Genomic DNA, 25,190 nt, shown 5'->3' on the forward strand with positions numbered 1-25,190 from the left:
GTTGTGACTCGTTTTCGGATCGGCACACGCAAGAGCACCATGGCCTTGGCCCAGACCGAGGAGATCGCGCGCCGGCTGAGCGCCGCGATCCCCTCGCTCGACATCGAGATCGTCAGGTTCGAGACGACGGGGGATACCGACCAGACCAGCAAGCTGTTGACCCATGGCGGCAAAGGTGGCGCCTTCGTGGCCGAGATCCGCCGCGCGATGCTTACCGGTGAGTTGCATGCGGCCATGCATTCGCTGAAAGATATGCCGGGCAATGAGGAAACGCCGGCACTGGTTGTCGCCGCGCTGCTCTCGCGGGACCCGCCCGGCGACGTGCTGGTGCTACGGCAGGGGCTGTCGCTGGACGATTTCCGCCGCGAGGGCGGCAGGGGCTTCAAGATCGGCACCAACGCGGTACGGCGCGCGGCCTATGCGCGGCGGCTGCTTCCAAACGCGGACGTGATCCATTTTCGCGGCGCCGCCGACACTCGCATCCGCAAGCTCGATGGTGGCGAGCTGCAGCGTTTGCCCGACGGGGGCGCCGTCGGACCGGCGGACGCACTGATCATGGCCCGGTCCGGACTCGAGCGGGTCGGCCTTGCGGATCGTGCGTCCTACGATTTTCCGATTGCCGACATGCTGCCCGCAGTGGGGCAGGGCATTGTTGCGGTGGAATGCGCGGCTTCCGATTGGGAGACGCGGCGCATTCTGTCGACCATCGACGACCCGGTTGCGCGTGGCTGTGCGGACGCCGAGCGTGAAGTTCTGTGGGTCTTGAACGGTCACTGCAATTCGCCGATCGCCGGATTTGCGACGATCGCCGGCATGCAGATGACGCTGACCGCCTCCGTGCTCGACGAAGCCGGTGACCGCTTCATCGAGGCGCAGCGCACAGGGCCGGCCGATCGTCCCCGCGAGCTTGGCCGCGCGGTCGGGCTCGAACTGCTGGCTCAGGGCGCGGCCGAGCTGATCGAGCGCAGCCGGCCGCGTTAACAGTCAGCCGCGATAGGCGCGCACGCGCGCGAGCATCTGTTCGACATGCGCGATCGGCGTTTCCGGCAGGATGCCGTGGCCGAGATTGAAGATGTGCCGTCCTTGCGCGTAGTTCGCCAGCACATCGTCGACGGCCTGATCGAGCGCTGCGCCGCCGGTGATCAGCGCCAGCGGATCGAGGTTGCCTTGCACCGCGACCTTGCTCTGGACTCGGTCGCGGATCAGGTTCGGCTCTGCTGTCCAGTCGATGCTGACGGCGTCGACGCCGGTTGTTGCCACGTAGTCCGGCAGCAGTGCGCCCGCGCCGCGCGGAAATCCGATGATTTTGGCGTGTGGCCGCGCCTTGCGCACGCCCTCGACGATGCGTCGGGTTGGTTCGATCGACCACCGCGCGAATTGGCGCGGCGAAAGCACGCCGGCCCAGGTGTCGAAGATTTGCAGCGCCTCGGCGCCGGCCTCCAATTGCTTCAGCAAATAGGCAATCGAGGCCTCGACCAGCACGTCGATGATCCTGCTGAAGGCCTCAGGATGCCGATAGGCGAGCAGGCGCGCCGGCGCCTGGTCGGGCGTGCCCTGGCCCGCAACCATGTAAGTCGCAACCGTCCATGGCGCGCCGCAGAAGCCGATCAGTGCGGTCTCCGGCGCCAGCTGGCCGCGGACGCGGCGTAGCGCTTCGAACACCGGCTCGAGCTTGGAAAAATCGGCTTCCGTCGCCAGCGTCGCGATCTTCTCCGGCGTGTCCAGCGGGTCGAGGCGCGGACCTTCGCCGACTTCGAACCGCACGCTGCGGCTGAGCGCATGTGGGATGACCAGGATGTCGGAAAAGATGATTGCTGCGTCCAGCCCGAAGCGGCGGATCGGCTGCAAGGTCACTTCGGCCGCAAGCTCGGGCGAAAAGCACAGGTCGAGGAAAGCGCCGGCCTTGGCGCGAACCTCGCGGTATTCCGGCAGATAGCGGCCGGCCTGTCGCATCATCCAGATCGGCGGCACAGCCTGTCGCTGACCGGAGAGCACGGCGATAAAGGGCTTGTTCGTCTCGGTCTGGGTCAAGCTTGAGGCTCCGCAATCATCGGGAACGATTGACCGCTGTGATACATGGGGATGCGGTTCCGGCCAAGGTCAATCCGGCATCCGGACGTGGGCTCGATGCGGCGTTCGTGAGCGATCCCTGTGCCCGTGCAGAGCCCGCGAAATCCGGTCGGAACGCCGGTTTTCCCCCTGCGTTGTCTCACTCAGATTATCGAGCTCAAAGGGAGATGATCATGGCTGAGAAGTTCGATCCCGCCCCGCACGACAAGCATGCCGACGATCCGCGTGAAGCGGCACGGCGCGATCGCGAGACGACGACGCAACTCGACAACGGTTTGATGGACACGTTTCCCGCATCCGATCCGGTCAGCGCGCAACAGCCGTCGGTCGTCACCAAGAGGGGGCGCAGCGTCGATGACGAAAGCGCGGATGCGCACGCCCCATCTTTGTGGGACAAGTTCCGATCCGTCTTCGTGCGCTGAGGTATCGGAAAACGCCGTGCGCCAAAACGTCGCGGCATCCGAGTCCTGACTGGTGCCACGACCCGTAAATATACGGCGATAACAGTAGTCATACGGGAATGTACCCGTCATCCGACCTCGCCGTTCGGCGTCCATTTCAGAGATAAATAAGATGTGCGTGGGATTTTTCCTCGATCTGGAGAGTCCCGCGGAATGGATGTTGTCGCGCATAACCGACTGAGCCGCCTGCCTATGTGGGCGGCTGTCTTTGTCCTGTCTGTTTGCGCAGCCATCGTCGTTTTGAGCGGCGGGAGCGAATGGGCCTCTCGCGACAACACGCTCCGGAGCGCCGAAGTTGAGCTCGGCAATCTGACACGCTCGCTTGCGCAACATGCCGAGGATACGATTGAACTCGCTGAAGCAACCATCCGCGGCGCCGTGAGCGCGCTCGAGACAGACGATGGAAGCATCACGACGGTTTTGCGGCTACAAGCCATTCTCACGAGCGGTAGATCCAGCCTGGGCCGGATCCGGGGCGTTTTTGCCTATGATGAGAATGGGCGCTGTCTCGCGGCGACCGAGGACGTCGCTCTTTCGAACGTCAACAATGCCGACCGCGATTACTTCGGTTACCATCGAAAATCGGCGGACCGCTCGCTCCTGATCGGCGGGCCCGTGCAGAGCAAGTCCGGCCACCAATCGGCGATCAGCTTGTCGCGCCGGTGGAATCATCCTGACGGCCGCTTTGCGGGCGTGGTGCTTGCCACGATCGAGGTCGACTATTTTTCCGATTTCTACCATCAGTTCGATGTCGGCCCGCACGGGACCATCAGCTTGATGCGCCGCGACGGAACGATCCTCGCGCATAGCGTCGATCTGGTGGCCGATGCGGCACCGCAGCCACTCGCCGATGACATTCCCTTTTATCCGAGCTCCGGAAACCTGCATGTGCAGTTCCTGCAGGATGACTCCGAGCGGATCGGCTTCTACCAGCGCGGGCAGCGCTATCCATTCCTGCTGCTCGTGACACGGACGCAGGAGGATGTACTGGCAGAATGGAAAAGGCATTCATTCGTTCGGATCGCGGTCATCGTTGGCCTCGTCCTCCTGATATTGGGAATCGGCCTTTTCCTGGTGCGATTGATACTCCAAGGACGGCGCTTGGCGTCGGCATTGGTTTCTAGCGAAAAGAATTTCCGCCTGCTCGCCGAGGATTCGAGCGATATCGTCGCTCGGATCGGGCCGGACGATCGCATCCGCTACATCTCGCCGTCGGTGGTCCGGGTGCTTGGCTGGAGGCCGGCGCAACTGCTTGGCAAGCGTGCGCTCGCCGGCATCCATCCGCTCGACGCCTCGCCGATCGAAGAGATCATCCTCTCGATCAAGCGCGGTGAAACGGAAGAGGCGCGCGCAACCTATCGTACCCGGCGGCGCGACAAATCGGAGATCTGGGTCGAGACCACATTGAGCGCAAGCCGCAACGATGACGGCTCGCTCGATGGCTTTGTAGCGATCACGCGCGATGTCACCCAGCAGATGACGCTGCAGGGCAAGCTCGAAACCTTGGCAGTCGTGGACGGCCTCACTGGCCTCGCCAATCGCCGCCGTTTCGACGAACGGCTGCTCGAGGAATGGAGCCGCGCCTATCGCGAGAAGACCTCGCTGGGGCTCCTGATGATCGACCTCGACCATTTCAAGGCCTTCAACGATACCTATGGGCATCAGGCCGGTGACGAATGCCTGCACACCGTGGCTGTCGTTCTCGCCGGGGAAGTGCAACGGACCTCCGATCTTGCCGCGCGCTATGGCGGCGAGGAATTTGCGATTCTGCTGCCAAACACCGATGCGGCCGGCTGCGCGCGCATCGGCGAGCGGATTCGCCGCGCGATCCGCGAGAGGGCCATCGCGCATCGGGGTAACGCCCCATTCGGCATCGTGACGGCGAGTATCGGCGGTGCCGTGTGCCGGCCGGGCAGCGAGCGTTCGCTGGAGCGTGCATCGTTGATCGAGGCGGCCGATCGCTCGCTCTATGCGGCGAAGGATGGCGGCCGCGACCGCGTCATCATGGCGGGCGAGTTGATCCCATTGGCGCCGAGCCTAGCCCCTGACGGCGACACCAGCCTAGGCGAACGCACGGGTGTTCGCGCCAGACCCTAATAGTGTGGCGGCGGCTCGTTGGTAGGCCCTTCCGCACCTGCCTGGGCTTCATCGAGCCGCTCACCGAGTGCGGCAATCTGCCGCTTCAGCGCCTCGATCTCGCGCCATTGCATCATGACGGTCTGATTCAGCGTCTCGATCGTGTCGTCCTGGAACATCACGCGCGCTTCCAGCGCGTCGATGCGCTCGCTCAACTCCTTGGTCGCATTCAGCTCTCCGGCTTCACTCATCACCCGCGCCCTCCTGCTGGCGACGTTCGGAATGTTCTCGCAGGCCGTGACCGAGCGCGACGCGTTCATCGAATACGAAGCACTCGCCGCGCCAGCGGCTTTCCCCCTGGGGGATCTGTTCCAGATATTTGAGGATGCCGCCTTTGAGATGGTAGACCTCGGCAAAGCCGCGCGCGAGCAGCAGCGAACTCGCCTTCTCGCAGCGGATGCCGCCGGTGCAGAACATCGCGATCCGCTTATGCTTGGCGGGATCGAGATGGGCGGCCGCGAAATCCTTGAACTGGCCGAAGCTCTTGATGGAGGGATCGACGGCGCCTTCGAAGGTGCCCATCGCCACTTCGAACGCGTTCCGGGTGTCGAGCACGAAAACGTCGGGCGATGATGTCAGCGCGTTCCAATCGGCGGGATCGACATAGGTCCCGACCTGCCGGGTCGGATCGGCCGCGGGATCGCCTAACGTCACGATCTCCTTTTTCATCCGCACCTTCAGCCGCTGGAACGGCATGGCACGCGCGGACGAAAATTTCAGTTCGAGGTTGTCCAGCCGCCCGCCGAACAGCGGTCCATCGCAGAATTCCCGCATCAGGGCGTCGATGCCGTCGGGGCTGCCGGCCAAGGTCCCGTTGATCCCTTCCTGCGCCAGCAGCAGGCTGCCCCTCACTCCCAGCCGGCCGCACAGCGCCAGCAGCGGCGCACGGAGTGCCCTGAAATCCGGCAGTGCGGTGAACTGATAGAAGGCTGCGACCTTGAAAGCCATGCCGCCGTTTACCAGCAGAACTGCCATCGGAAAAGCTGGTATCCCAGCCATTGCCCAGGCGGGACAGAATATGTCATGACGGCGGCCAGCGCGGGCTCCTTTGCCCTTCTAGCAGAACGCAGCGAGCAAGAATGAGAAGCTTCCACTTCCCCGGTCGATCCACGGTTCACGCCCTCAACGCCATGGTTGCAACGTCGCATCCGCAGGCCGCCTTGGCCGCGATCGAGGTGCTGCGGGCCGGCGGCACTGCGGCAGATGCGGCCGTGGCAGCTGCCGCGCTGCTCGCGGTGATTGAGCCGCAATCGACCGGCATCGGCGGCGATTGTTTCGCGCTGGTGCAGCCGAAGGGCGATGGCAGGATCACGGCCTATAACGGCTCCGGCCGGGCTCCGATGGCAGCCAATGTCGAGTGGTATCTGGAGCGCAAGATCCACTCGGTGCCGCTCACGTCGGCGCACGCGGTGTCGGTCCCCGGCGCGGTCGATGCCTGGCATCGCATCCTGCAGGATCACGGCCGGCTGGGGCTCGACCGGCTGCTGCAGCCGGCGATTCGTGCGGCAGAAGAAGGCTATGTGGTGGCGCCGCGCATCGCCTTCGACTGGAAGAACCAGTTCGAGAAGCTGAAGAACGGCACCAACACCGAACGGTATCTGTTGCCGCATGGCAAGCCCGCGGTCGCTGGCGATGTGATCCGCCAGCCGGAACTCGGGCAGACCCTGCGTGCGATTGCCAAGGACGGGCCGCGGGCCTTCTACACCGGTCCGATCGCGGACGACATCGTCGAGACGCTGCGCGGCATCGGCGGCCTCCACACCCTGGAGGATTTCGCCAACCACAGGACCGAGGTGACCTCGCCGATCGGCACCATGTACAAGGATTACGACGTCTGGCAGTGCCCGCCGAACGGCCCGGGCATCACCATGCTGGTGATGCTCAACATCCTGTCGCGTTTCGACCTCACCAAGGTTGCGCCGCTCTCGGTCGAACGCATGCATCTCGAAGCCGAGGCAGCGCGCATCGCCTATATGATCCGCGAGCAGCATGTGGCTGATCCGGCGCATATGACGGTCGACGTCGCCGCGATCCTCGCCCGCGAATTCGCCGACGAGTATATCGGCCGTATCAGCATGGACCGTCTGCTCGATCTGCCGAACGTGGCACCGCCGATGAATCCGGATACGGTCTACATCACCGTCGTCGACCGCGACCGCAACGTCTGCTCCTTCATCAATTCGATCGCGCATTCCTTCGGCTCGGCGATCGTCTCCAACAAGACCGGCGTGCTGTTGCAGAACCGCGCCGGCGGTTTCCGCATCCAGGTCGGTCATCCCAACTGCATCGGGCCCGGCAAGCGGCCGCTGCACACGATCATCCCGGCGCTGGTGACGAAAAACGGCCGCGCCCAGATGTCCTATGGCGTGATGGGTGGCCAGTATCAGCCGACCGGCCAGACCCACGTGCTGACCAACATCCTCGACTTTGGCTGCGACGTGCAGGAGGCCATCGATATGGCGCGCGGCCTGCACTACGAGGGCGTCTATCAGCTCGAGGACGGCATTCCGGCCGATGTCGTCGAGGGCTTGCAGAAGATCGGTCACAAGACCACCAAGCTGGTTGCGCCGCTCGGCGGCGGCCAGGCGGTCTGGATCGATTGGGACAAGGGCACGCTCACCGGCGGCTCCGATCCGCGCAAGGACGGCTGCGCGCTGGGCTATTGAGCCGGCTTGAGCGTCATCGCCGCGCGCGCAGCGAAACGATCCAGAGCCTCCGTGCGGTGCTGGATCTGCTTCTCGGCGCAGGCGGAGCGGGATGTGAGCGGCTGGAAACAGGCGCCGCTTTGCGTTAAACAGCGGTCCCTCGAACAAGCCAAGACGGTGACCGATGCGGCGTCCGAAGTTTACGAAGCTTGCGATCACGGCGGCGGCAATTGCGCTGGCCGCCTTGTCCGCGTCTGTCCCGACCTCTGCGTCGGCGCAGAGTGCTGCTCCTCAGACCAAAGGAAAGATCATGACCACGCCCTCCGGACTCGAGATCATCGACATCAAGGAGGGCACAGGACCCTCGCCGAAACCGGGGCAGATCTGCGTGATGCATTATACGGGCTGGCTTTATGAGAACGGCCAGAAGGGCAAGAAGTTCGACTCCTCCGTCGACCGCAACGAGCCGTTCGAATTCCCGATCGGCATGAAGCGCGTGATCGCCGGTTGGGACGAAGGCGTCGCCACGATGAAGGTGGGCGGCAAGCGCACGCTGATCATTCCGCCGCAACTCGGCTATGGCGCACGCGGCGCCGGCGGCGTGATCCCGCCGAACGCGACACTGATGTTCGACGTCGAATTGCTGGGCGTGAAGTAGTCCAAAGCCGCGCCGCCTCGGGTCGGGCGGCGCGGTAGCAAGACCACGGCCGGCGGGTCGTTCGGCATGCCCACGATGCCGAGATGATGTCCCTCATCAAGGTTTGGGCTTGTCGGAAATGCTGCCGGTTGCGGCGTCTGCCTTGCAGGCCGCCCGGCCGGGTTCCGCAGCTTGACATTTGTAGACCCGCCCGGTGAGGCGGTCGACCAGCCAGGCCGTGTCGTCTGCCGGACTCTCAAGGCCGACATAGCGACTGCCCAGGGCCGAGATCAATGTCGACAGCAGGATCGCCGCGGCGATCAAGCCGGCGCCGATCAGGATCGACATGGAACTGGAGCCAGCCTGATCCGAATTGCCCGTGCGGTAGTTTTGATAGTCACGCCGGCGCGGAGAATTGAACACGTCGTCTGCTTTTCTGGTCGTTTCTTGCTGTGGTTGATCGTCGTCGCGCGCTGAAGCCTATCCTGTGATCGAACAACCGCGTAGAGCGGTCTCTGGCCGTTTTCTTGTCCGCAGGCCGGCAGCCTCACGACTGCTTTGCGGCCGGCGCGCAGCAACGCAACTCACTGGCGTTTCAACCTGAGAACGTTCTGCGCGGGCGGCATGTTCCTCGTCCTCTGCGATGTGATCTCCGTCACATCGGTGCGTTTGAACCGGTCCTATCGTTCCGGCATCCAATTGCCGTCAGGCGCGATTTCAAGGATGACGAAGATGACACGTTTCATTGCACCCTTTGGACTGCATGCGATTGCGCTCGGTGCCGCGTTCTCGGTCGGGGGCGGTCTCGCGCTGGCGGGCGAGGGGGCCGTTTCGGCGGAGCAGATCCTGAACGCACTGAAGCCGAAGCCGGTCACGCGCGGCCTTTCAGCCGGCGCGCAAGCGACGACGCCGCAGCCCGACCCAGCCCAGCAAGCCAAGGAGGCGAGCTTTATCGACAGCGTGCGCAACCGCAACACCCGCTCGCTGTCGCTCGGCGAACGCGCGCAACTCGCCGAGCTTGCGGCGAGCAGGCCGAAGATCGATCTGGAGATCCAGTTCGACTACAACTCGGCGCAGATCAGCAAAGCGGCGATGCCGGCGGTGCAGGAGCTTGGAAAGGCGCTGTCCGATCCGAGCCTGAAGGGCGCGACCTTCGTCGTCGCCGGTCATACCGACGGCATCGGCGGCGACAGTTTCAATCAGGACCTGTCCGAGCGTCGTGCAGACACCATCAAGCGTTATCTGGCCGATAGATTCGGCATCGTGGGCAAAGATCTCGTCACGGTCGGCTATGGCAGGACCAAGTTGAAGGATCCCGCCAATCCGGCTGCCGCCGTCAACCGTCGTGTCCAGGTGATCAACATGGAGACCAAGACCGCCACGAAATGACGGCTTGCGCGCGCCGTCTGCAATTAGCGGCGCGCTAGCAAAGTTTCAGATCCAGCTCTGAAACAGCATCAGGCGGTTGAAGGTCTGCATCGAGGTGCCGACGAAGGCGGCGCTGATCGGCAGCATCGCCACGAAGCCGGCGGCGACGAGAGCCACATAGAGCCACAGGGCCCAGTACCTGCGCGACTTCGCCAGAGCATAAGGCAGCGCCAGGCTCGCGAGCGTCGCCGATGGCAGGTAGTAGTAGAGAAAGCTCAGTGCGCGCGGCAGCAGGGCCCACGGCAGGTAGCAGCCCAGATAAAACGCGACGATCAGGAACGGCTCGGCTCGGCGCGCCATCACGACGTCACGCACGCACACGAGGAGCGCCAGCAGCGCCGGCCAGAGCGCCACGGGATTGCCGAGAAACACCACCGCGGCGATGTGCTGATCATCGGTCTTGTCGAACAGGAACCACACCGGCCGCAGCAGCAGTGGCCAGCTCGGCCAGGCGCTCATATAGGTGTGGCCGGCGATCGCGGTCGTGATGTTGTCGGCGAAGATGCGACGCTGCGCCTCGAGGATGTCGGCGACCGAAGGGCCGTACAGCGGGATGAAGGTCGCGAAGTAGCAAGCGGCGGGAATGACCAGGAAGCAAAGCGCAATCTGATAGGATTTCAGGTTCGCCCAAAGCTCGGGCCGGTACCAGTCGTCCTCGCGCGGCTCGGCAAACGATGTTCGCCAATGCTGCAGCAGTCGGACCAGCGCAACGATGCCGAGCACGGCGACGAGCGGAAACGCGCCGCTCCACTTGCAGGCGGCGGCCAATCCGAAGCCTGCGCCCGCAAGCGCGAAGGCGGCTTGCGGGCTGCGCCGCCTGTAGCCATGCAGGAACGCCGCGATCGCGAGCAGGCTCAAGGCCAGCGCGTAGATGTCGAGCATCGCGGTACGCGCCTGCACATACAGCATCTGATTGAAGACGGCGATCAGGGCTGCAGCGAGCGCGGGGGCTTGCGCGGCAAAGAGGGTAAGTCCGCAGAGGTAGATAGCCACCACCGCAAGCGCGCCGAACAGCGTCCCCGGGTAGCGCCAGGCGAACGCATTGTCACCGAAGCTGCGGATCGAGAGCGCGATCAATTCCTTGGCGAGCGGCGGATGCATCGGGTTGAGCTGCGGCGTAGCCGGCATGAGGCCGAGCATCTGCCGCGCCGCTGGCACGTAGTGCAACTCGTCGAAGACGAATTTCTCCGGTGCGGACAGGCCGATCAGGAGCGCGACATGAGTGCTTACGAAAATAGCGAACGCAATCGCCGCGCACCGAGGAGCCGAGAGGCTCGGCTGAGTTGAAGGGCGCTGAGGCGTGCGGGCACGTCCGGTCGCGACCGAGTCAGGGGCAACTTTTGTGTCCATCGCCTTGAACTGAGTTCGAGCCTGGCGCCACTAACAAGCTACGCGGATGAATCGCCGCTGTTGCGCTTCGACAACATCGCAGCTCGCGGTTTTCGGTTACGATCATAGAGGCAATCCATTGGTATTGAAATGCGTTCGCGTCACCTCATTCTGATGATCGGTTTTTCCTGTATCGCTGCACCGCTTGCAGCGAGCCCTGCATGCGCCGAGACCCGAATCGGGGAGGCCGCCGTCATCCAGAATCAGGTGTTGCGCATTGCAGGTGCTGCAATGAGCCCGATCAATGTCGGCGACCAGGTGGTCCGCGACGAGACGGTGCGGACCGGCAACGAGAGCGCCGCACGTCTTGTGATGATCGACAGTACCAATCTGTCGCTCGGTCCCAATGCGACGCTGACGCTCGATCGGACCGTCTTCAACGGCGAGACGAGCTATCGCGACATTGCCATCCGGCTCGGCACCGGCGTCTTCCGTTTCGTGACCGGTCATTCCGAGAAGGCGGCCTACAAGATCAATACGCAACTTGCGACGATCGGCGTGCGCGGCACCATTCTCGACATCAAGTCGCAGCGCGGCCAGACCATGGTGGTGCTGCAAGAGGGCGCCTCCACCGTCTGTACGCTTACCTTCCAGTGCATCCAGCTGACCCAGCCCGGCGATACCGCGATCGTCACTGCAACGGGCGGAGGCAAGAGCACGATCAAGAAGACCAATAATCCGCCCTGGAGCTTCGCTGCGAGTTGCGCGTCCACGGCGGGACTGTGCACCGTGACGGATCTTGCCAGCAACACGCCGGGCCAGGATTTCACCGGCATCTTGTGCGGGCGCTGATCATGGCGAGATTTGCGTACAGATCCGCAGCATTCCTCATATTCGCCACGGCATTGGCCATTGCCGTGACCCTGCTGCAGGGAGCGCCCGCGGCCGCCCAGGGCTGCTCCGGCACGGCGACCTCCAGTCTCGTCGCCGCGGCATGCCCGACGTCCAGCCCCAGCCCGAGCCCGAGCTCATCACCTTCGCCGACTCCAACGTCGACCCCGACACCGAATCCTTCGCCGAGCCCGACGCCGACCGGCTCGGATTCCAGTGGACGTTCGATCAATAGCCTTGCCGATCAACGCTTCAACCAGATGATCACCAACCGCGTGCTCGGCACCGTGTTGCTCGGTGTCAACGAGCAGGTCAATTGCAGCGACTGTGTCAGCGCGTTCGGTTCGGCCGGCTCGTTCTCAGCCGGCATTCACGGCCGCAAGACGCTGACCAACAATTTGTCGCTGCTCGCCGGCCTCGCCTACACGCAATACAATGAAGGCGGCTATCACGTCACCAGTGCGCCGATCGGCGCGTTCGCCTTGCGCTATGATTTCACCGATTGGGGCTCGTCGCGGCCGTTCTTCGACGTCGGCACCGTCCTGACGCCCTACGAGAAGCTACGCTACGGCCGCAGCTATACGACGAGCCTCGGCACGGTGACGCTGGACAGCAGCACCACAGCCTCGAACTACGCCATCTACGGCCGTGCCGGCTGGATCAACCGGATCTCGCCGCGAGACGAACTCGCCGCCTCGGTCGAACTCTGGCAGCTCTGGCAGCATATCTCCGGCTATCGCGATCCCGCGGTGATCTTCAACCCGTTCGACGCACAGGTCGCCGGTGGCACCGACCGCACCAGCCTGGTCAAGCTCGGCGGGCAGTGGACGCATCTGTTCGGCGCCAGCCTCGAGGCCAATCTCAACGGCGGCTATGTGCAGTCCTTCGCCACCCGCTCCGGCATCGTCGCGACCGTGACCGGCAACGGCACGGTGACACCGACCATGGGCAACCAGGGCTGGTTCGAATATGGCGGCCGTCTCGGTTTTCGCCTCGCCCAGGGCTGGGTTGCCGATCTCTTCGTCAACGGAACGCTGGGACCGCAGCCGGTCGGCAACACCATCCATGGCGGTGTCGGCTTGCGGGTCAATTACTGAGCCCGCTCAAGATTTCATGACCCGTATGCGCTTGTGCCGGCAATCGCTCGGCTATATTGAATGATGAGTATCATCTAATAACCCTGGCCGAGGCGAGGGACGTGAAGCGATGGACATTGACGTCCCCACCACTGCGTCTCGGCCCGGTGTCGCCGAAGCGGCGCGTCCCGTAAGCGGCGCCGCGCGCCAGCCCGCCTCCAACGCCGAGAGGACCCGGGCGGCGCTCCTGACCGGCCCGGTGCTGCCGACGCTGTTCAAGCTGGCGTTGCCGACCATGACGGTGCTGCTGGCGCAGACCGCGGTGAACGTCGCCGAGGCCTATTATGTCGGCTTCCTCGGCACCGACGCGCTGGCGGGCGTTGCGATGGTGTTTCCGCTCTTCATGCTGATGACGATGATGTCGAACGGCGGCATCGGCAGCGGCGTCTCCTCGGCGGTCGCGCGTGCGATCGGGGCTGGTCGGAAGGCGGATGCTGATGCCATCGTGTTTCACGCCATCGTGCTCTCGGTCGTGGCGGGTGCGCTCTTTTCGATCGGCACCGCGCTCGGAGGCCCGGCGCTGTACCACGCGCTCGGCGGACGCGCCGGCGCGCTGGACGCGGCGCTGAAATATTCCAATTACCTGTTCGCGGGCGCGATACCGGTCTGGATCGTCAACCTGCAGGCGGCGGCGCTGCGCGGTTCGGGCAATGTCCGGGTGCCGGCGCTGGTGACCCTGATCGGCGCTGGCGTAATGATCCCGCTGTCGCCGCTCCTGATCTTCGGTCTTGGCCCGATGCCTGGCCTCGGCATCGGCGGCGCCGGCATTGCCTTCGGACTATACTATGCCGGAGCAATGCTGGTCCTGGTGCGCTATATGGCCTCAGGGCGTTCCAGCCTGCATTGCCGCATCGCGCCGCTGCAGTGGCGGCTGTTCGCCGATATCCTCAAGGTTGGACTTCCGACCTCGGCCAGCGCCGTGCTGGTGAACCTCACCGTGATCCTGGTGACCTCCGCGGCCGGCCGCTTCGGCACTTCGGAACTTGCCGCCTACGGCATCGCATCGCGGCTCGACTACATCATGATCCCGATCCTGTTCGGGCTCTGCACCGCGACGCTGACCATGGTCGGCATCAATATCGGCGCCGGCCACGGTGCGCGCGCCCGGCATATCGCAAGGCTCAGCGCGCTGGTCGGCGCCGGTTTCGTCGGTGCGATCGGCTGTGGCGTTGCGCTGTATCCGCCGCTCTGGCTGACGCTGTTCAGCCATCAGCCGGATGTGTTGCGCGAAGGTGCCATCTATCTCCGCTTCGTCGCACCGGCCTATGCCGCGCTCGGCTTTGGCTTCGTGCTGGCCTTTGCCGGACAGGGCGCCGGTCACGTGCTGTGGCCGTTCCTCGCCTCGGTGGTGCGTATCCTGATCGCGGCCGGAGGCGGCTGGCTTGTCGTCGCGCAGTTCGGCGGCGGCATGGCGGCGCTTGCCGCCATGGTGATGCTGTCGCTGCTGGCCTACGCCGCGATCTGCAGCCCGGTGTTGATGTCAGGCCATATCTGGCGCCTTACGCCGCGCTGACGCCTTCATAGGCGCGGCGCAGCACGTCGAGGTCGAGCTTGACCATCTTCATCATCGCCGCCATCGCCCGCTGCGCAGCGGCGCGATCGGGCCCGCCAAGATAGCGCATCATCGCATTGGGCACGATCTGCCAGCGCATGCCCCAGCGGTCCTTGAGCCAGCCGCATTGCACCGGCGCACCGCCGTCGGCGCAGAGCGCATCCCAAAGACGGTCGACCTCGGCCTGGTCCTCGCAGCCGATCTTGAACGACACCGCGTCCGTGTGCTCGACCTTCATCCCGCCGTTGAGCGCCATGAAGCGCTGGCCGGCCAGCGTGAACTCGACCACCAGCACCGCACCCGCCGAGCCCGAGGGGTTGTCCATCGGGCCGCGCATCACCGTCTCGATCCGCGACTCCGGAAGCAGCGAGACGTAGAAATTGGCGGCCTCCTCAGCGTCGCCATTGAACCACAGGCAGGGGACGATCTTGGACATCCATTTTCCTTTCGGGCTTTGCGATGCCCGGAGGACGAACGAGAAGCCACCGGGCCGACAGCGCAGGACATGAAAAGCGCAGAACTTGGTCCGGACGCCGCAGCCATCAAGTCGGTGTGAAGCGTCTCCCGCAGCAACGCCTTGACAGGGAGTGCTGCTCAAGAGATGTTATGTTATAACATAACATATGCAGCCATGCGACACCCGCGACCGATCCCGTTGAAGAGGCTCTTCGATCTCCATGCGCAGACTCCCCGTCACCGTCTTGTCCGGCTTCCTAGGGGCTGGGAAGACCACTTTGCTGAACCACATCCTGAACAATCGTCGCGGCCTAAAAGTCGCGGTGATCGTCAACGACATGAGCGAGGTGAACATCGATGCGGACCTCGTTCGCGATGGCGGTGCCAACCTGTCGCGGACGGATGAGAAACTGGTCGAGATGAGCAATGGCTGCATCTGCTGCACGCTACGCGACGATCTTCTCAAGGAGGTGCGCTCGTTGGCCGAGAGCGGCCGGTTCGACTACCTCCTGATCGAATCCACCGGCATCGCCGAACCGCTCCCGGTGGCAGCGACCTTCGATTTCCGCGACGAGCACGGCGGGAGCCTTTCCGACATCGCGCAACTCGACACGATGGTCACCGTGGTCGATGCCGTGAACCTGCTGAAGGATTATTCCTCCTCGGATTTTCTCGCCCATCGCGGCGAGGCGCTCGAAGGCGACGACCGTGCGCTGGTCGATCTTCTCGTCGAGCAGATCGAGTTCGCCGACGTCATCGTGCTCAACAAGACCGACGACGCGACGCACGACCAGCGCGATGCTGCGCGCAAGATCATCCGCGCGCTCAATCCGCGTGCCGACCTCATCGAGACCAATCATGGCGTGGTGCCCTTCGACCGTGTGTTGGCGACCGGCCGCTTCGATTTCGAAAAGGCCCAGCAGCATCCGCTCTGGTACGACGAACTGTACGGCTTTGCCGATCACGTGCCGGAGACCGATGCCTATGGCGTGGCCAGCTTCGTCTACCGCGCCCGTCGCCCTTTCGTTCCCGAGAAGTTCGATCGCTTCATCAAGCAATCTTGGCCGGGTGTCATTCGCGCCAAAGGCCATTTCTGGCTGGCGACGCGGCCGCAATGGCTCGGCGAAGTCAGCCAGGCAGGCGCCCTGGTACGCACCCATGCGCTCGGCTTCTGGTGGGCCGCTGTGCCGTCCAAGCTTTGGCCGCAGGATCCGGCCTGGCGTTCACGGTTGCTCGAACGTTGGGACGACATCTATGGCGACCGCAGGCAGGAGATCGTCTTCATCGGCACCAACATGGACGAGGCGGCCCTGCGCGCGCGCCTCGATGATTGCCTGCTGCCGGGTCAGCCGTCGATGGATGTTGCGACATGGGCCAAGCTGTCGGACCCGTTTCCGGATTGGCGCCGCGCCGGCCAGCCGGCCTAGCACCGCCGAACGGCCTGTTCACATGCCACTTGCATAAACGCCGTCGCCTACGGCTTTGCGAGGGCGCCCTGGGGCGCGCCAGACGTGCCTCAGGGCGATCTCACCCGGGCAGAGCACCAGCCCAGGATCAACAGCCACTCGACCGGGCGCTACGGCTTCCCTTCAGAGGGATCCCGGTGCACGGGATCGACCCACAGCACGGTCTCCGGTTTTTCGACCGGTTCGATGTCGATGTTGACGGCGATCGCCTCGCCGTCCGAGCGCACCAGCACGCATTCCAGCACCTCGTCCGGGCTGGCGTTGATCTCCTGGTGCGGCACGTAAGGCGGCACGAAGATGAAATCGCCGGGGCCGGCTTCGGCGGTGAACTGCAGCTTCTCGCCCCAGCGCATCCGCGCCTTGCCCTTCACGACATAGATGATGCTTTCCAGATGGCCGTGATGATGCGCGCCGGTCTTGGCGTCGGGTTTGATCGTCACCGTGCCGGCCCACAATTTCTGCGCGCCGACGCGGGCGAAATTGATCGCGGCCTTGCGGTCCATGCCGGCGGTCGACGGCACGTTGGGATCGAGCTGATCGCCGGGAATGACGCGGATGCCATCGTGCTTCCAGCGCTCGTCAGCGTGATCGTGAGAATGGCCGTGTGCGTCGTGATGGTGAGAACCGGACATGGATGCTTTTCTTCTTGGATGGAACTACGCGCAGCTTAACGAAAAGGCCGCGGCAACGCCACAAAGGTTCCGCGAACCTTTTGGCATGGCCGGCGTTGTCTGTGGGAGAGCAACACAACGGAGGAGAAATGACCATGGGTGCCACCACTGACAAGATCAAAGGCGCAACCAACGAGGCTGTCGGCAAGGCCAAGCAGGGCATCGGCGAGGCGGTCGGCTCGGATCGCATGCAGGGCGAAGGTGCCATGCAGGAAGTGAAGGGCAAGGGCCAGAAGGCGGTAGGCGACGCCAAGCAGGCCACCAAGGACGCTGCGAACAGCGCGGCTTCAACGGTCAACAAGAATCTCTAAGCGAGGTTCACTCGACGGCTTTGTAATGTGCGCGCGTCGAGAGACCGGCTCCCTCATCCCGGGGGAGCCGGTCTTTTTTCGTCCGTCGGGACGCGGCGAGGTCACGCCCCAGTGATCGCCGGCTGCCCATGCCGGTACGAATCCCGCTACAATCGGTGCGATGGCGCGCGCGATTCCCTCAGTTCATCTGACACAGGTTCAGGCAAGACGCATTTGGCTGCGGGCACAACGGCTGGATGAGGAGACGCCCTTCGGTGCTGGCCCGGAAGCCGTCGCGGCGGCGGTGGCCCATCTCGGTTATGTCCAGATCGACACCATCAACGTCATCGAGCGCTGCCATCATCACATCCTGTTCACGCGCATTCCTGCCTATCGCCGCGCCGATCTCCGCCAGGCCCAGAGCGTCGACAAGAGCGTTTTCGAATACTGGACGCATGCGCTGGCCTATGTGCCGATGCATGATTTCCGCTTCTTCCTGCCGGCGATGCGGCTGCATCGCCGCGATGGCCATCGCTGGCTCAATTCCGTCAAGCCGGAGGACATGCGCAAGGTGATGCGGTTGATCCGCCAGGGCGCGTTGACGATCCGCGACATCGAAGACGATGTCCTGACCGAAAAGGAACATCTGTGGGCGAGCCGCAAGCCGTCGAAGCGCGCGTTGCAGCTCGGCTTCTACCAGGGCACGCTCACGATCTCCGGCCGTGAGGGCATGCTCAAGACCTATGATCTGACCAGCCGGCATTTCGGTTGGGACAAGCCGCCCAAGCCCGCAACCCAGGCTGAGATCACAGCCTATCTGCTCGACCGTGCGCTGCGTGCGCAAGGCGTCGTCAGTCTCGACTCGGCCTGTCATCTCGATGCGCCGGCCAAGCCAGGAGTCCGGCGCTTGATCGAGGCGCGGCAGCGGCGCGGGGAACTTGTGCCGGTCGATATCGAAGGGGCTGGAAAGCTGCAGCATTGGGCCCGGCCGGAGATGCTCGATCGCATCGGCGAACTTGGCTCGGACCGTGTGCATATCCTGTCGCCGTTCGATCCTCTGATCATCCAGCGCAAGCGCACCGAGCTGTTCTTCGACTATGCGCACCGCTTCGAGGCTTATGTACCGAAGGAGAAGCGGCAGTTCGGCTATTTCGCGCTGCCCGTCCTGGTCGGCGAGGACATCGTTGCGGCGCTCGATCTGAAGACCGACCGGCAGAAGCGGAAGCTGTTGATGCAGAAATGGAGCTGGGTCGGGTCCGGCAAAGCGGCACGGGGTGAAGCGCGGAAAGCGCTGAAGCGGCGCATCGAGGAGGAATTGCACCGGTTCGAGCGGTTTCAACTGAGGGATTGATCCGGCGGCGCTACGGCTCAATTGCCGTCATTGCGAGAGGCATCAGCGCAAACCTTCAGATCTACCGCCGCGCCCAGCGCGATCCCCACCGCATAGGCCACGATATTCCATACCGAGAAGATCCTTCCGAGCAGCAGGGCGCCGGCGAGCGTCAGGCGGAAGCTGTCGAGCCAGGGCGTATGCACGAGGCGGATCAGCTCGACCAGGATCGCGACCGTCAGCGCGATGCCCACCAGTCGCGACCGCGACAGGCGAGGCGCCGTTGCGGCGAGCAGGAAGTACACCATCGTGGCCCACAGGGCCGAGCCGCCATACTTGACGATGAAGACGGGCAGGCCGAACCCGCGGCCGTAGAAGCGCAAGCCGAGGCCGAGCGCGATCACCGTCAGCGCCAGCGCAAGGGCCACGATGGCGCGGCGCGCGGCTGCGGCGCGGGGCACGGGCAGCACGCTCATGTGCGGGGCAACTCGCAGCGCTCCGTCGATGATGGCTGATATATGCACAATTCCAATTGACTTGCCTCCGCCGATGCTGAAAACCCGATCCCAACAGAACGACAAGAGTAGTCCGGGAGAAGCGCCATGAGCCTGTCCGCCACTTCATCTGCCGCGCGCGATCGCGCCGGCGACATCGAGACCTCGACCATCCGCGCCATCTCCTGGCGGCTGATCCCGTTCCTGGTGCTCGCCTATTTCTTCTCCTATCTCGACCGCGTCAATCTCGGCTTCGCGGCGCTCACGATGAACGCGGAGCTGAAGTTCACGCCGCTGATCTTCGCCTGGGGCGCCGGCATCTTCTTCATCGGCTATTTCATCTTCGAGGTGCCGAGCAACCTGGCGCTGGAGAAGTTCGGCGCCAGCCGCTGGATCGCCCGCATCATGGTGACCTGGGGCATCATCTCGGCGCTGATGGCCATGGTCTCCGGCGCCACCAGCTTCTATATCCTGCGCTTCCTGCTCGGTGTGGCCGAAGCCGGCTTCTTTCCGGGCATCATCCTCTATCTGACCTATTGGTATCCGGCGCAGTATCGCGCCCGTTTCCTCGCGGCCTTCGCCGTGGCCGTGCCGGTGTCGACCGTGATCGGCGCGCCGATCTCGGGCCTGCTGCTCGGGCTGGACGGTGTCATGGGCCTGCAGGGCTGGCAGTGGCTGTTCATCCTGGAAGGCGTCCCGTCCGTGCTGCTGGGCGTGGTCACCTGGTTCTATCTCACCGATAGACCTGAGCATGCGGACTGGCTCTCGTCCGAGCAGAAGGCGTGGCTCGCGGCACGCCTGGACGCCGAGATCGCCGCCAAGCAGGCGACCCATCAGATGACGCTCGGTGAGGCGCTGTCCTCGCCCAAGGTGATCATGCTGAGCCTGATCTATTTCGGCTTCGTTGGCGCGCTCTATGGCATGCAGTTCTGGCTGCCGCAGATCGTGAAGGCGTTCGGCCTCACCAACGCGCAGACCGGCTTCGTCACCGCGATCCCCTATCTGTTCGGCACCGTGGCGATGATCCTGTGGGCGCGGCATTCGGATGCGAGCCGCGAGCGCGTTTTCCATGTCGGCGCGCCGCTGATGCTGATCGCGGTCGCGCTCGCGCTTTCCAGCTATATCACCGATCCCACCGTCACCATGATCGTGCTGACGGTGGCCGCGATCGGCGTGTTCTGCGTGTTCGGCGTGTTCTGGACGTTACCGACCGCGTGGCTGTCGGGCACGGCTGCCGCCGGCGCGATCGCGCTGATCAATTCAATCGGCAATCTCGCGGGGTTCGGCGGCCCGTATCTGATCGGCTGGATCAAGGATTCCACCGGCTCGACCGCCAACGGCCTGCTGGCGCTTGCCGTGCTGCCCTTGGTCGCGGGCGTGCTCACCTTCCTTGGCGGGCATGAGAGCAAGGTCGAGTTTGCGGGGCAGAGCCCGGCAGAGTGAAGGCCAGTCGCTCGTCTTTCCGAGGCGGCCTCCAAGTGACCGAACCCGGAATTTCGCCGTTGCGACCATCTGGCAAACAAGCTGGAAATCCCGGGGGCGAGCGTGTCACGCGCGCTCCAGAAAGGGCGCTGCACCCCAAAGCCCCCTGCGGCAACATGTCTTAACATTCACGAAGTCATGATCACTGATGATTATTGACATTCGTCAGTCAACATTCGACACTCCGTGCAACTGCAACATGGGAGTGTCGGATGCTGTTCCGATCCTTTTTGCTCAGCGATTCCAAGCTCTTGACCGGCGCTGCGCTGGCCGTCGGCGCGATTGCCCTGGCCGGCTGCAACGATACCGTCGCCCAGAAGGCCGAGCCGATCCGGCCGGTGCTGGTCGCGACCGTGCATTACGAGGCCGAGACGCCCGAGCGCAGCTTCGTCGGTACCGTCAAGCCGCGGATCGAAGCCGATATCGGCTTCCGCGTCGCCGGCAAGGTGGCGAAGCGCCTGGTTGAGGTCGGCCAGACCGTCGACGTGGGGCAGCCGCTCGCCGTCCTCGACGAGGTCGACCTGAAGCTACAGGCCGAGCAGGCGGAAGCCGAACGCCGCGCCGCCACCGGCGTGCTGGCCCAGGCTGCCGCGGCCGAGACCCGCGCCAGGGAACTGCGCGCCAGGGGCTGGACCACGGACGCGCAGATGGACCAGGCGCGGGCGTCAGCCGACGAAGCGCGCGCCCGGCTCAACCGCGCCGAGCGCTCGGTCGAGCTGACCAAGAACTCGCTGTCCTACGCCACGCTCGAATCGGACGCCCGCGGCGTGGTCACGGCGACCATGATCGAGCCCGGCGTGGTCGTTGCGGCCGGCCAGGCCGCGGTCCGGGTCGCGCGCTTTGCCGAGAAGGAAGCGGTCGTGGCGATCCCCGAGACGCTGCTGGAGCGTGCCAAGACCGGTACGGCCAGCGTGACCTTGTGGTCGGGCCCCGACAAGAAATACGCGGCGCGCCTGCGCGAGATCGCGCCTGCGGCCGACGCCGCCACGCGCACTTATCTCGCCAAATTCTCGCTGCCCGATGCCGACGACAATGTCTCGCTCGGCATGACCGCAACGCTCACGCTCGCCGATGCCGCCACCACGCGCGTGGCGCGGCTGCCGCTGTCGGCACTGTTCAGCGAGGGCAGGGAGCCGTCGCTCTACGTCGTCAACGACAAGGGCGAGATCAGCCTGACGCCGGTCACGGTGAAATCCTACGACAGCAAGGATGTGCTGGTCACCGGCGGCGTCGAGGAGGGCGCGAAAGTGGTCGCGCTCGGCGTGCAGAAGATCGACCCCGCCCAGAAGGTGCGGGTGGTGTCGGCGCTGTCGTTCTAATTCGCGGTCGTTCCGGGGCGATGCGGAGCATCGAACCCGGACCTCTAGATTCCGGGTTCGCCTCTGCGAGGCGTCCCGGAATGACGGAGATAACAACTTTCGTCATTGCGAGGAGCCGAAGGCGACGAAGCAATCCAGACTATATCTGAGGAAAGATTCTGGATTGCTTCGCTTCGCTCGCAATGACGAACCAAATCGGCAATCGCAAGTGACCAAGCGGATCATCTCTCGGAGCGTGCCATGAAGCGGTTCAATCTCTCGGCCTGGGCGGTCAGCCATCCGCCGCTGGTGCTGTTCTTGATCCTCGCGCTCGGCGTGATGGGTTTCTTCTCCTATCAGAAGCTCGGCCGCGCCGAGGACCCGTTCTTTACGGTGAAGGTGGTCAATGTCTCCGTGATGTGGCCGGGCGCCACGGCCGCCGAGATGCAGAGCCAGGTCGCCGATCCGATCGAGAAGAAGCTGCAGGAGCTGCCCTATTTCGAGAAGGTGCAGACCTATTCGAAGCCGTCGTTCGCGGCGATGCAGGTGACCTTCCGCGACTCCACGCCGCCGAAGGACGTGCCGCATCTGTTCTATCTGCTGCGCAAGAAGCTCGACGACGTCGCCGGCCAGTTGCCGTCGGGCATTCTCGGGCCGTTCGTCAACGACGAGTTCTCCGATGTCGATTCCATCCTGTTCATGATGACCGGCGATGGCGCCGATTATGCGCAGTTGAAGAAGGTCGCCGAAGGCCTGCGTCAGCGGCTGCTGAAGGTCAACGGCGTCAACAAAGTCAATCTCTACGGCACCCAGGACGAGCGCATCTATGTCGAGTTCAGCCACGCCAAGCTCGCCACGCTCGGCATCACGCCCCAGGCCTTGTTCGACTCGCTCGCCAAGCAGAACAATGTGACACCGGCCGGCACGGTCGAGACCTCGGCGCAGCGGGTGCCGCTGCGCGTCACCGGTGCGCTCGACGGCGCCAAGGCGGTGGCCGAGACGCCGGTGGAAAGCAACGGTCGCGTGTTCCGGCTCGGCGACATCGCAACCGTGACCCACGGCTATGTCGATCCGCCGAGCTTCAAGGTGAGCCAGGAGGGCAAGCCGGCGCTCGGCATCGGCGTCGTCACCGCCAAGGGCGCCAACATCCTCGAGCTCGGGAAGGATGTGCATGCCGCGACCGACGATTTCATGAAAGCGGTGCCGCAGGGCATCGAACTCAAGCAGATCGCCGATCAGCCCAACGTGGTCGAGCACGCCGTCGGCGAGTTCGTGCATTCCTTCGTCGAGGCGCTGGTCATCGTGCTGTTCGTCTCGTTCCTGGCGCTCGGCTGGCGCACCGGGATCGTCGTGGCACTGTCGGTACCGCTGGTGCTCGGAATCGTCTTCATCGTCATGAACGCGATCGGGCTCGACCTGCACCGCATTTCTCTTGGTGCCCTCATTATCGCACTCGGACTTCTGGTCGATGACGCCATCATCGCGGTCGAGATGATGGTGGTGAAGATGGAGCAGGGCTGGGACCGGATCCGCGCGGCGTCCTTCGCCTGGGAATCAACCGCTTTCCCGATGTTGACCGGCACCCTGGTGACGGCCGCAGGCTTCCTGCCGATCGGTTTCGCCAATTCGGCGGTCGGCGAATATACCGGCAGCATCTTCTGGATCGTCGCCATCGCGCTGATCGCTTCCTGGTTCGTGGCGGTGATCTTCACCCCCTACATCGGCGTGAAGCTTCTGCCCGACATGAAGGCGCATCACGGTCACGACGAGCACGCCATCTACGACACCCGCATGTATCGCGGTTTGCGCCGTATCGTGCGCTGGTGCGTCGAGCATCGCATCACCACGGTCGCGGCGACCGTCGGCGTCTTCGTCGCCGCGATCGTCGCGTTCGGCCATGTGCAGCAGCAGTTTTTCCCGCTGTCCGAGCGGCCCGAGCTGTTCCTGCAACTGCGGCTGCCGGAGGGCACGGCCTTCAACGTCACCGAAAAGGCGGCGAAGAAGGCGGAAGCGCTGCTGAAGGACGACAAGGACATCGCGACCTACACCGCCTATGTCGGCCAGGGCTCGCCGCGCTTCTGGCTCGGTCTCAACCCGCAGCTGCCGAACGAGGCCTTCGCCGAGATCGTGATCGTCGCCAAGGATGTCGCCGCACGCGAGCGCATCAAGGCGAAGATCGAGAACGCCGCCGCCGATGGCGCGATCAACGAAGCGCGCGTCCGCGTCGACCGCTTCAATTTCGGTCCGCCGGTGGGCTTCCCCGTGCAGTTCCGCGTGATCGGCCCCGACACCGCCAAGGTGCGCGACATCGCCTATCAGGTGCGCGACGTGATGCGGCAGAATCCGAATGTGAGGGATCCGCAGCTCGACTGGAACGAGCAGTCGCCGTACCTCAAGCTGGTCGTCGACCAGGATCGCGCCCGGGCGCTCGGGCTGACGCCGCAGGACGTCTCGCAGTCGCTGGCGATGCTGATCTCGGGCTTGCAGGTCACGACCATCCGCGACGGCATCGAGAAGGTCGGCGTCATTGCCCGCGCGGTCCCGTCGGAGCGGCTCGACCTTGCCCATGTCGGCGACCTCACCATCACCTCGCGCAACGGCCTGGCCGTGCCGCTGCAGCAGATCGCCAAGATCGAGTATTCACATGAGGAGCCGATCCTGTGGCGACGCAACCGCGACATGGCGATCACCGTGCGCTCCGACGTCGCCGACGGCGTGCAGGCGCCTGATGTCACCAACCAGATCTGGCCGAAGCTTGCCGATATCCGCGCGCATCTCGAGCCGGCCTACCGGATCGAGATCGGCGGCGCGGTCGAGGAATCGCAGAAGGGCAATGCCTCGATCTTCGCGCTATTCCCGCTGATGGTCGCCGTGATGCTGACGCTTCTGATGATCCAGCTGCAGAGCTTCTCGCGCCTGATCCTGGTGTTCCTGACCGCGCCGCTCGGCATCGTCGGCGCTTCGCTCGGCCTCAACGTCGCCAACGCGCCGTTCGGCTTCGTCGCGCTGCTCGGCCTGATCGCGCTCGCCGGCATGATCATGCGCAACACGGTCATCCTGGTCGATCAGATCGAGACCGACGTCGCCCATGGCTTGACCCGCAAGGAGGCGATCATCGAGGCCACGGTGCGCCGGGCCCGGCCGGTGGTGCTGACCGCGCTGGCTGCGATCCTCGCCATGATCCCGCTGTCGCGCTCGGCCTTCTGGGGACCGATGGCGATCACCATCATGGGCGGGTTGTTCGTCGCAACCTTCCTCACGCTCTTGTACTTGCCAGGGTTGTATGCTCTCTGGTTCCGCAAGAGCCTCGATCAGCGTGGGACGGACGCTGAAACTGATCCTGCGGCGCAGCATGAGCGGCATGCGGATGAGACCATTCCGCTCGCCGAGGCTGCTGAATAAATCCCGCTGAATGGAT

At 64.3% G+C, this 25,190-nt stretch carries 23 protein-coding genes and 1 pseudogene; 16 read left to right on the forward strand and 8 right to left on the reverse strand.

The window, feature by feature from the left end; genetic code table 11:
* Positions 1-3: 3 nt before the first annotated feature.
* Positions 4-981 carry a hydroxymethylbilane synthase gene (gene hemC, locus QX071_RS11960; RefSeq protein ID WP_315700617.1) on the forward strand — a complete coding sequence of 326 codons (978 nt, stop codon included), beginning with the start codon at positions 4-6 and terminating at the stop codon, positions 979-981.
* 3 nt (positions 982-984) lie between these two features.
* Here hemC and hemE read toward each other — a convergent pair whose 3' ends face one another.
* Complete coding sequence (gene hemE, locus QX071_RS11965) at positions 985-2,031, reverse strand: uroporphyrinogen decarboxylase (protein ID WP_315700616.1); 1,047 nt, start codon at positions 2,029-2,031, stop codon at positions 985-987.
* Between the two features lie 212 nt (positions 2,032-2,243).
* On the opposite strand from hemE, the gene QX071_RS11970 reads away from it, so the two are divergent.
* From QX071_RS11970 to QX071_RS34060, 3 genes and pseudogenes are all read left to right on the forward strand, one after another.
* Positions 2,244-2,492, forward strand: coding sequence for a hypothetical protein (locus QX071_RS11970; protein WP_315700615.1), 249 nt, complete (start codon positions 2,244-2,246; stop codon positions 2,490-2,492).
* A 231-nt stretch (positions 2,493-2,723) separates the two neighbouring features.
* A pseudogene (locus QX071_RS34055) lies at positions 2,724-3,401 on the forward strand (cache domain-containing protein); the annotation flags it as partial.
* Positions 3,402-3,644: 243 nt separating this feature from the next.
* Positions 3,645-4,628, forward strand: coding sequence for a diguanylate cyclase (locus QX071_RS34060; protein WP_410052188.1), 984 nt, complete (start codon positions 3,645-3,647; stop codon positions 4,626-4,628).
* Here the strand turns inward: QX071_RS34060 and QX071_RS11980 are convergent.
* On the reverse strand, positions 4,625-4,858 hold the full coding sequence (locus QX071_RS11980) for a SlyX family protein (RefSeq protein ID WP_315706836.1): 234 nt from the start codon (positions 4,856-4,858) through the stop codon (positions 4,625-4,627). The two genes, QX071_RS34060 and QX071_RS11980, sit on opposite strands and share 4 nt — an antisense overlap.
* The gene (locus QX071_RS11985; protein WP_315706851.1) at positions 4,851-5,615 is read right to left on the reverse strand and encodes a rhodanese-related sulfurtransferase; all 765 of its coding nucleotides are present in this window, start codon (positions 5,613-5,615) and stop codon (positions 4,851-4,853) included. Before QX071_RS11985 ends, QX071_RS11980 begins: the two co-directional genes overlap by 8 nt.
* A 131-nt stretch (positions 5,616-5,746) precedes the next feature.
* Here QX071_RS11985 and ggt point away from each other — a divergent pair, with 131 nt between their 5' ends.
* Together ggt and QX071_RS11995 are read left to right on the forward strand one after the other, a co-directional pair.
* Positions 5,747-7,333, forward strand: a complete 1,587-nt coding sequence (ggt, locus tag QX071_RS11990; RefSeq protein ID WP_315706835.1) for a gamma-glutamyltransferase — start codon at positions 5,747-5,749, stop codon at positions 7,331-7,333.
* 163 nt (positions 7,334-7,496) lie between these two features.
* The gene (locus QX071_RS11995) at positions 7,497-7,970 is read left to right on the forward strand and encodes an FKBP-type peptidyl-prolyl cis-trans isomerase (protein ID WP_315706834.1); all 474 of its coding nucleotides are present in this window, start codon (positions 7,497-7,499) and stop codon (positions 7,968-7,970) included.
* Positions 7,971-8,066: 96 nt separating this feature from the next.
* Here the strand turns inward: QX071_RS11995 and QX071_RS12000 are convergent, their stop codons facing one another.
* The gene (locus QX071_RS12000; protein ID WP_315706833.1) at positions 8,067-8,297 is read right to left on the reverse strand and encodes a hypothetical protein; all 231 of its coding nucleotides are present in this window, start codon (positions 8,295-8,297) and stop codon (positions 8,067-8,069) included.
* Positions 8,298-8,681: 384 nt separating this feature from the next.
* On the opposite strand from QX071_RS12000, the gene QX071_RS12005 reads away from it, so the two are divergent.
* On the forward strand, positions 8,682-9,338 hold the full coding sequence (locus tag QX071_RS12005) for an OmpA family protein (RefSeq protein WP_315706832.1): 657 nt from the start codon (positions 8,682-8,684) through the stop codon (positions 9,336-9,338).
* Positions 9,339-9,383: 45 nt separating this feature from the next.
* Here the strand turns inward: QX071_RS12005 and QX071_RS12010 are convergent, their stop codons facing one another.
* The gene (locus tag QX071_RS12010; RefSeq protein ID WP_315799351.1) at positions 9,384-10,727 is read right to left on the reverse strand and encodes a phospholipid carrier-dependent glycosyltransferase; all 1,344 of its coding nucleotides are present in this window, start codon (positions 10,725-10,727) and stop codon (positions 9,384-9,386) included.
* Positions 10,728-10,880: 153 nt separating this feature from the next.
* Here QX071_RS12010 and QX071_RS12015 point away from each other — a divergent pair, with 153 nt between their 5' ends.
* The 3 genes from QX071_RS12015 to QX071_RS12025 all read left to right on the forward strand — a co-directional run bounded on the left by QX071_RS12015 (position 10,881) and on the right by QX071_RS12025 (position 14,246).
* The gene (locus QX071_RS12015) at positions 10,881-11,558 is read left to right on the forward strand and encodes a FecR domain-containing protein (RefSeq protein WP_315706849.1); all 678 of its coding nucleotides are present in this window, start codon (positions 10,881-10,883) and stop codon (positions 11,556-11,558) included.
* 2 nt (positions 11,559-11,560) lie between these two features.
* Positions 11,561-12,694, forward strand: coding sequence for a hypothetical protein (locus tag QX071_RS12020; RefSeq protein ID WP_315706831.1), 1,134 nt, complete (start codon positions 11,561-11,563; stop codon positions 12,692-12,694).
* A 109-nt stretch (positions 12,695-12,803) separates the two neighbouring features.
* On the forward strand, positions 12,804-14,246 hold the full coding sequence (locus QX071_RS12025; RefSeq protein ID WP_315706830.1) for an MATE family efflux transporter: 1,443 nt from the start codon (positions 12,804-12,806) through the stop codon (positions 14,244-14,246).
* Here QX071_RS12025 and QX071_RS12030 read toward each other — a convergent pair.
* The gene (locus tag QX071_RS12030) at positions 14,233-14,721 is read right to left on the reverse strand and encodes a VOC family protein (protein ID WP_315706829.1); all 489 of its coding nucleotides are present in this window, start codon (positions 14,719-14,721) and stop codon (positions 14,233-14,235) included. The two genes, QX071_RS12025 and QX071_RS12030, sit on opposite strands and share 14 nt — an antisense overlap.
* Before the next feature lie 241 nt (positions 14,722-14,962).
* On the opposite strand from QX071_RS12030, the gene zigA reads away from it, so the two are divergent.
* Positions 14,963-16,168, forward strand: a complete 1,206-nt coding sequence (gene zigA, locus QX071_RS12035) for a zinc metallochaperone GTPase ZigA (RefSeq protein WP_315706828.1) — start codon at positions 14,963-14,965, stop codon at positions 16,166-16,168.
* 149 nt (positions 16,169-16,317) lie between these two features.
* On the opposite strand, the gene QX071_RS12040 is transcribed toward zigA, so the two are convergent.
* Complete coding sequence (locus QX071_RS12040) at positions 16,318-16,839, reverse strand: cupin domain-containing protein (RefSeq protein WP_315706827.1); 522 nt, start codon at positions 16,837-16,839, stop codon at positions 16,318-16,320.
* A 134-nt stretch (positions 16,840-16,973) separates the two neighbouring features.
* Here QX071_RS12040 and QX071_RS12045 point away from each other — a divergent pair, with 134 nt between their 5' ends.
* Positions 16,974-17,189, forward strand: a complete 216-nt coding sequence (locus tag QX071_RS12045) for a CsbD family protein (RefSeq protein WP_315706826.1) — start codon at positions 16,974-16,976, stop codon at positions 17,187-17,189.
* 160 nt (positions 17,190-17,349) lie between these two features.
* A complete protein-coding gene (locus tag QX071_RS12050) occupies positions 17,350-18,519 on the forward strand; it encodes a winged helix-turn-helix domain-containing protein (protein WP_315706825.1) in 1,170 nt (389 codons plus the stop codon).
* A 17-nt stretch (positions 18,520-18,536) separates the two neighbouring features.
* On the opposite strand, the gene QX071_RS12055 is transcribed toward QX071_RS12050, so the two are convergent.
* Positions 18,537-18,974 carry a DUF2809 domain-containing protein gene (locus tag QX071_RS12055; RefSeq protein ID WP_315706824.1) on the reverse strand — a complete coding sequence of 146 codons (438 nt, stop codon included), beginning with the start codon at positions 18,972-18,974 and terminating at the stop codon, positions 18,537-18,539.
* Positions 18,975-19,100: 126 nt separating this feature from the next.
* On the opposite strand from QX071_RS12055, the gene QX071_RS12060 reads away from it, so the two are divergent.
* From QX071_RS12060 to QX071_RS12070, 3 genes are all read left to right on the forward strand, one after another.
* On the forward strand, positions 19,101-20,435 hold the full coding sequence (locus tag QX071_RS12060) for an MFS transporter (RefSeq protein WP_315706823.1): 1,335 nt from the start codon (positions 19,101-19,103) through the stop codon (positions 20,433-20,435).
* 251 nt (positions 20,436-20,686) lie between these two features.
* Positions 20,687-21,793 carry an efflux RND transporter periplasmic adaptor subunit gene (locus QX071_RS12065; RefSeq protein WP_315706822.1) on the forward strand — a complete coding sequence of 369 codons (1,107 nt, stop codon included), beginning with the start codon at positions 20,687-20,689 and terminating at the stop codon, positions 21,791-21,793.
* Positions 21,794-22,033: 240 nt separating this feature from the next.
* On the forward strand, positions 22,034-25,174 hold the full coding sequence (locus QX071_RS12070) for an efflux RND transporter permease subunit (RefSeq protein ID WP_315706821.1): 3,141 nt from the start codon (positions 22,034-22,036) through the stop codon (positions 25,172-25,174).
* Positions 25,175-25,190 lie beyond the last annotated feature (16 nt).

Origin of the sequence: Bradyrhizobium sp. SZCCHNS1022 (genome assembly GCF_032484835.1) — a bacterium.
Lineage (GTDB): Bacteria > Pseudomonadota > Alphaproteobacteria > Rhizobiales > Xanthobacteraceae > Bradyrhizobium.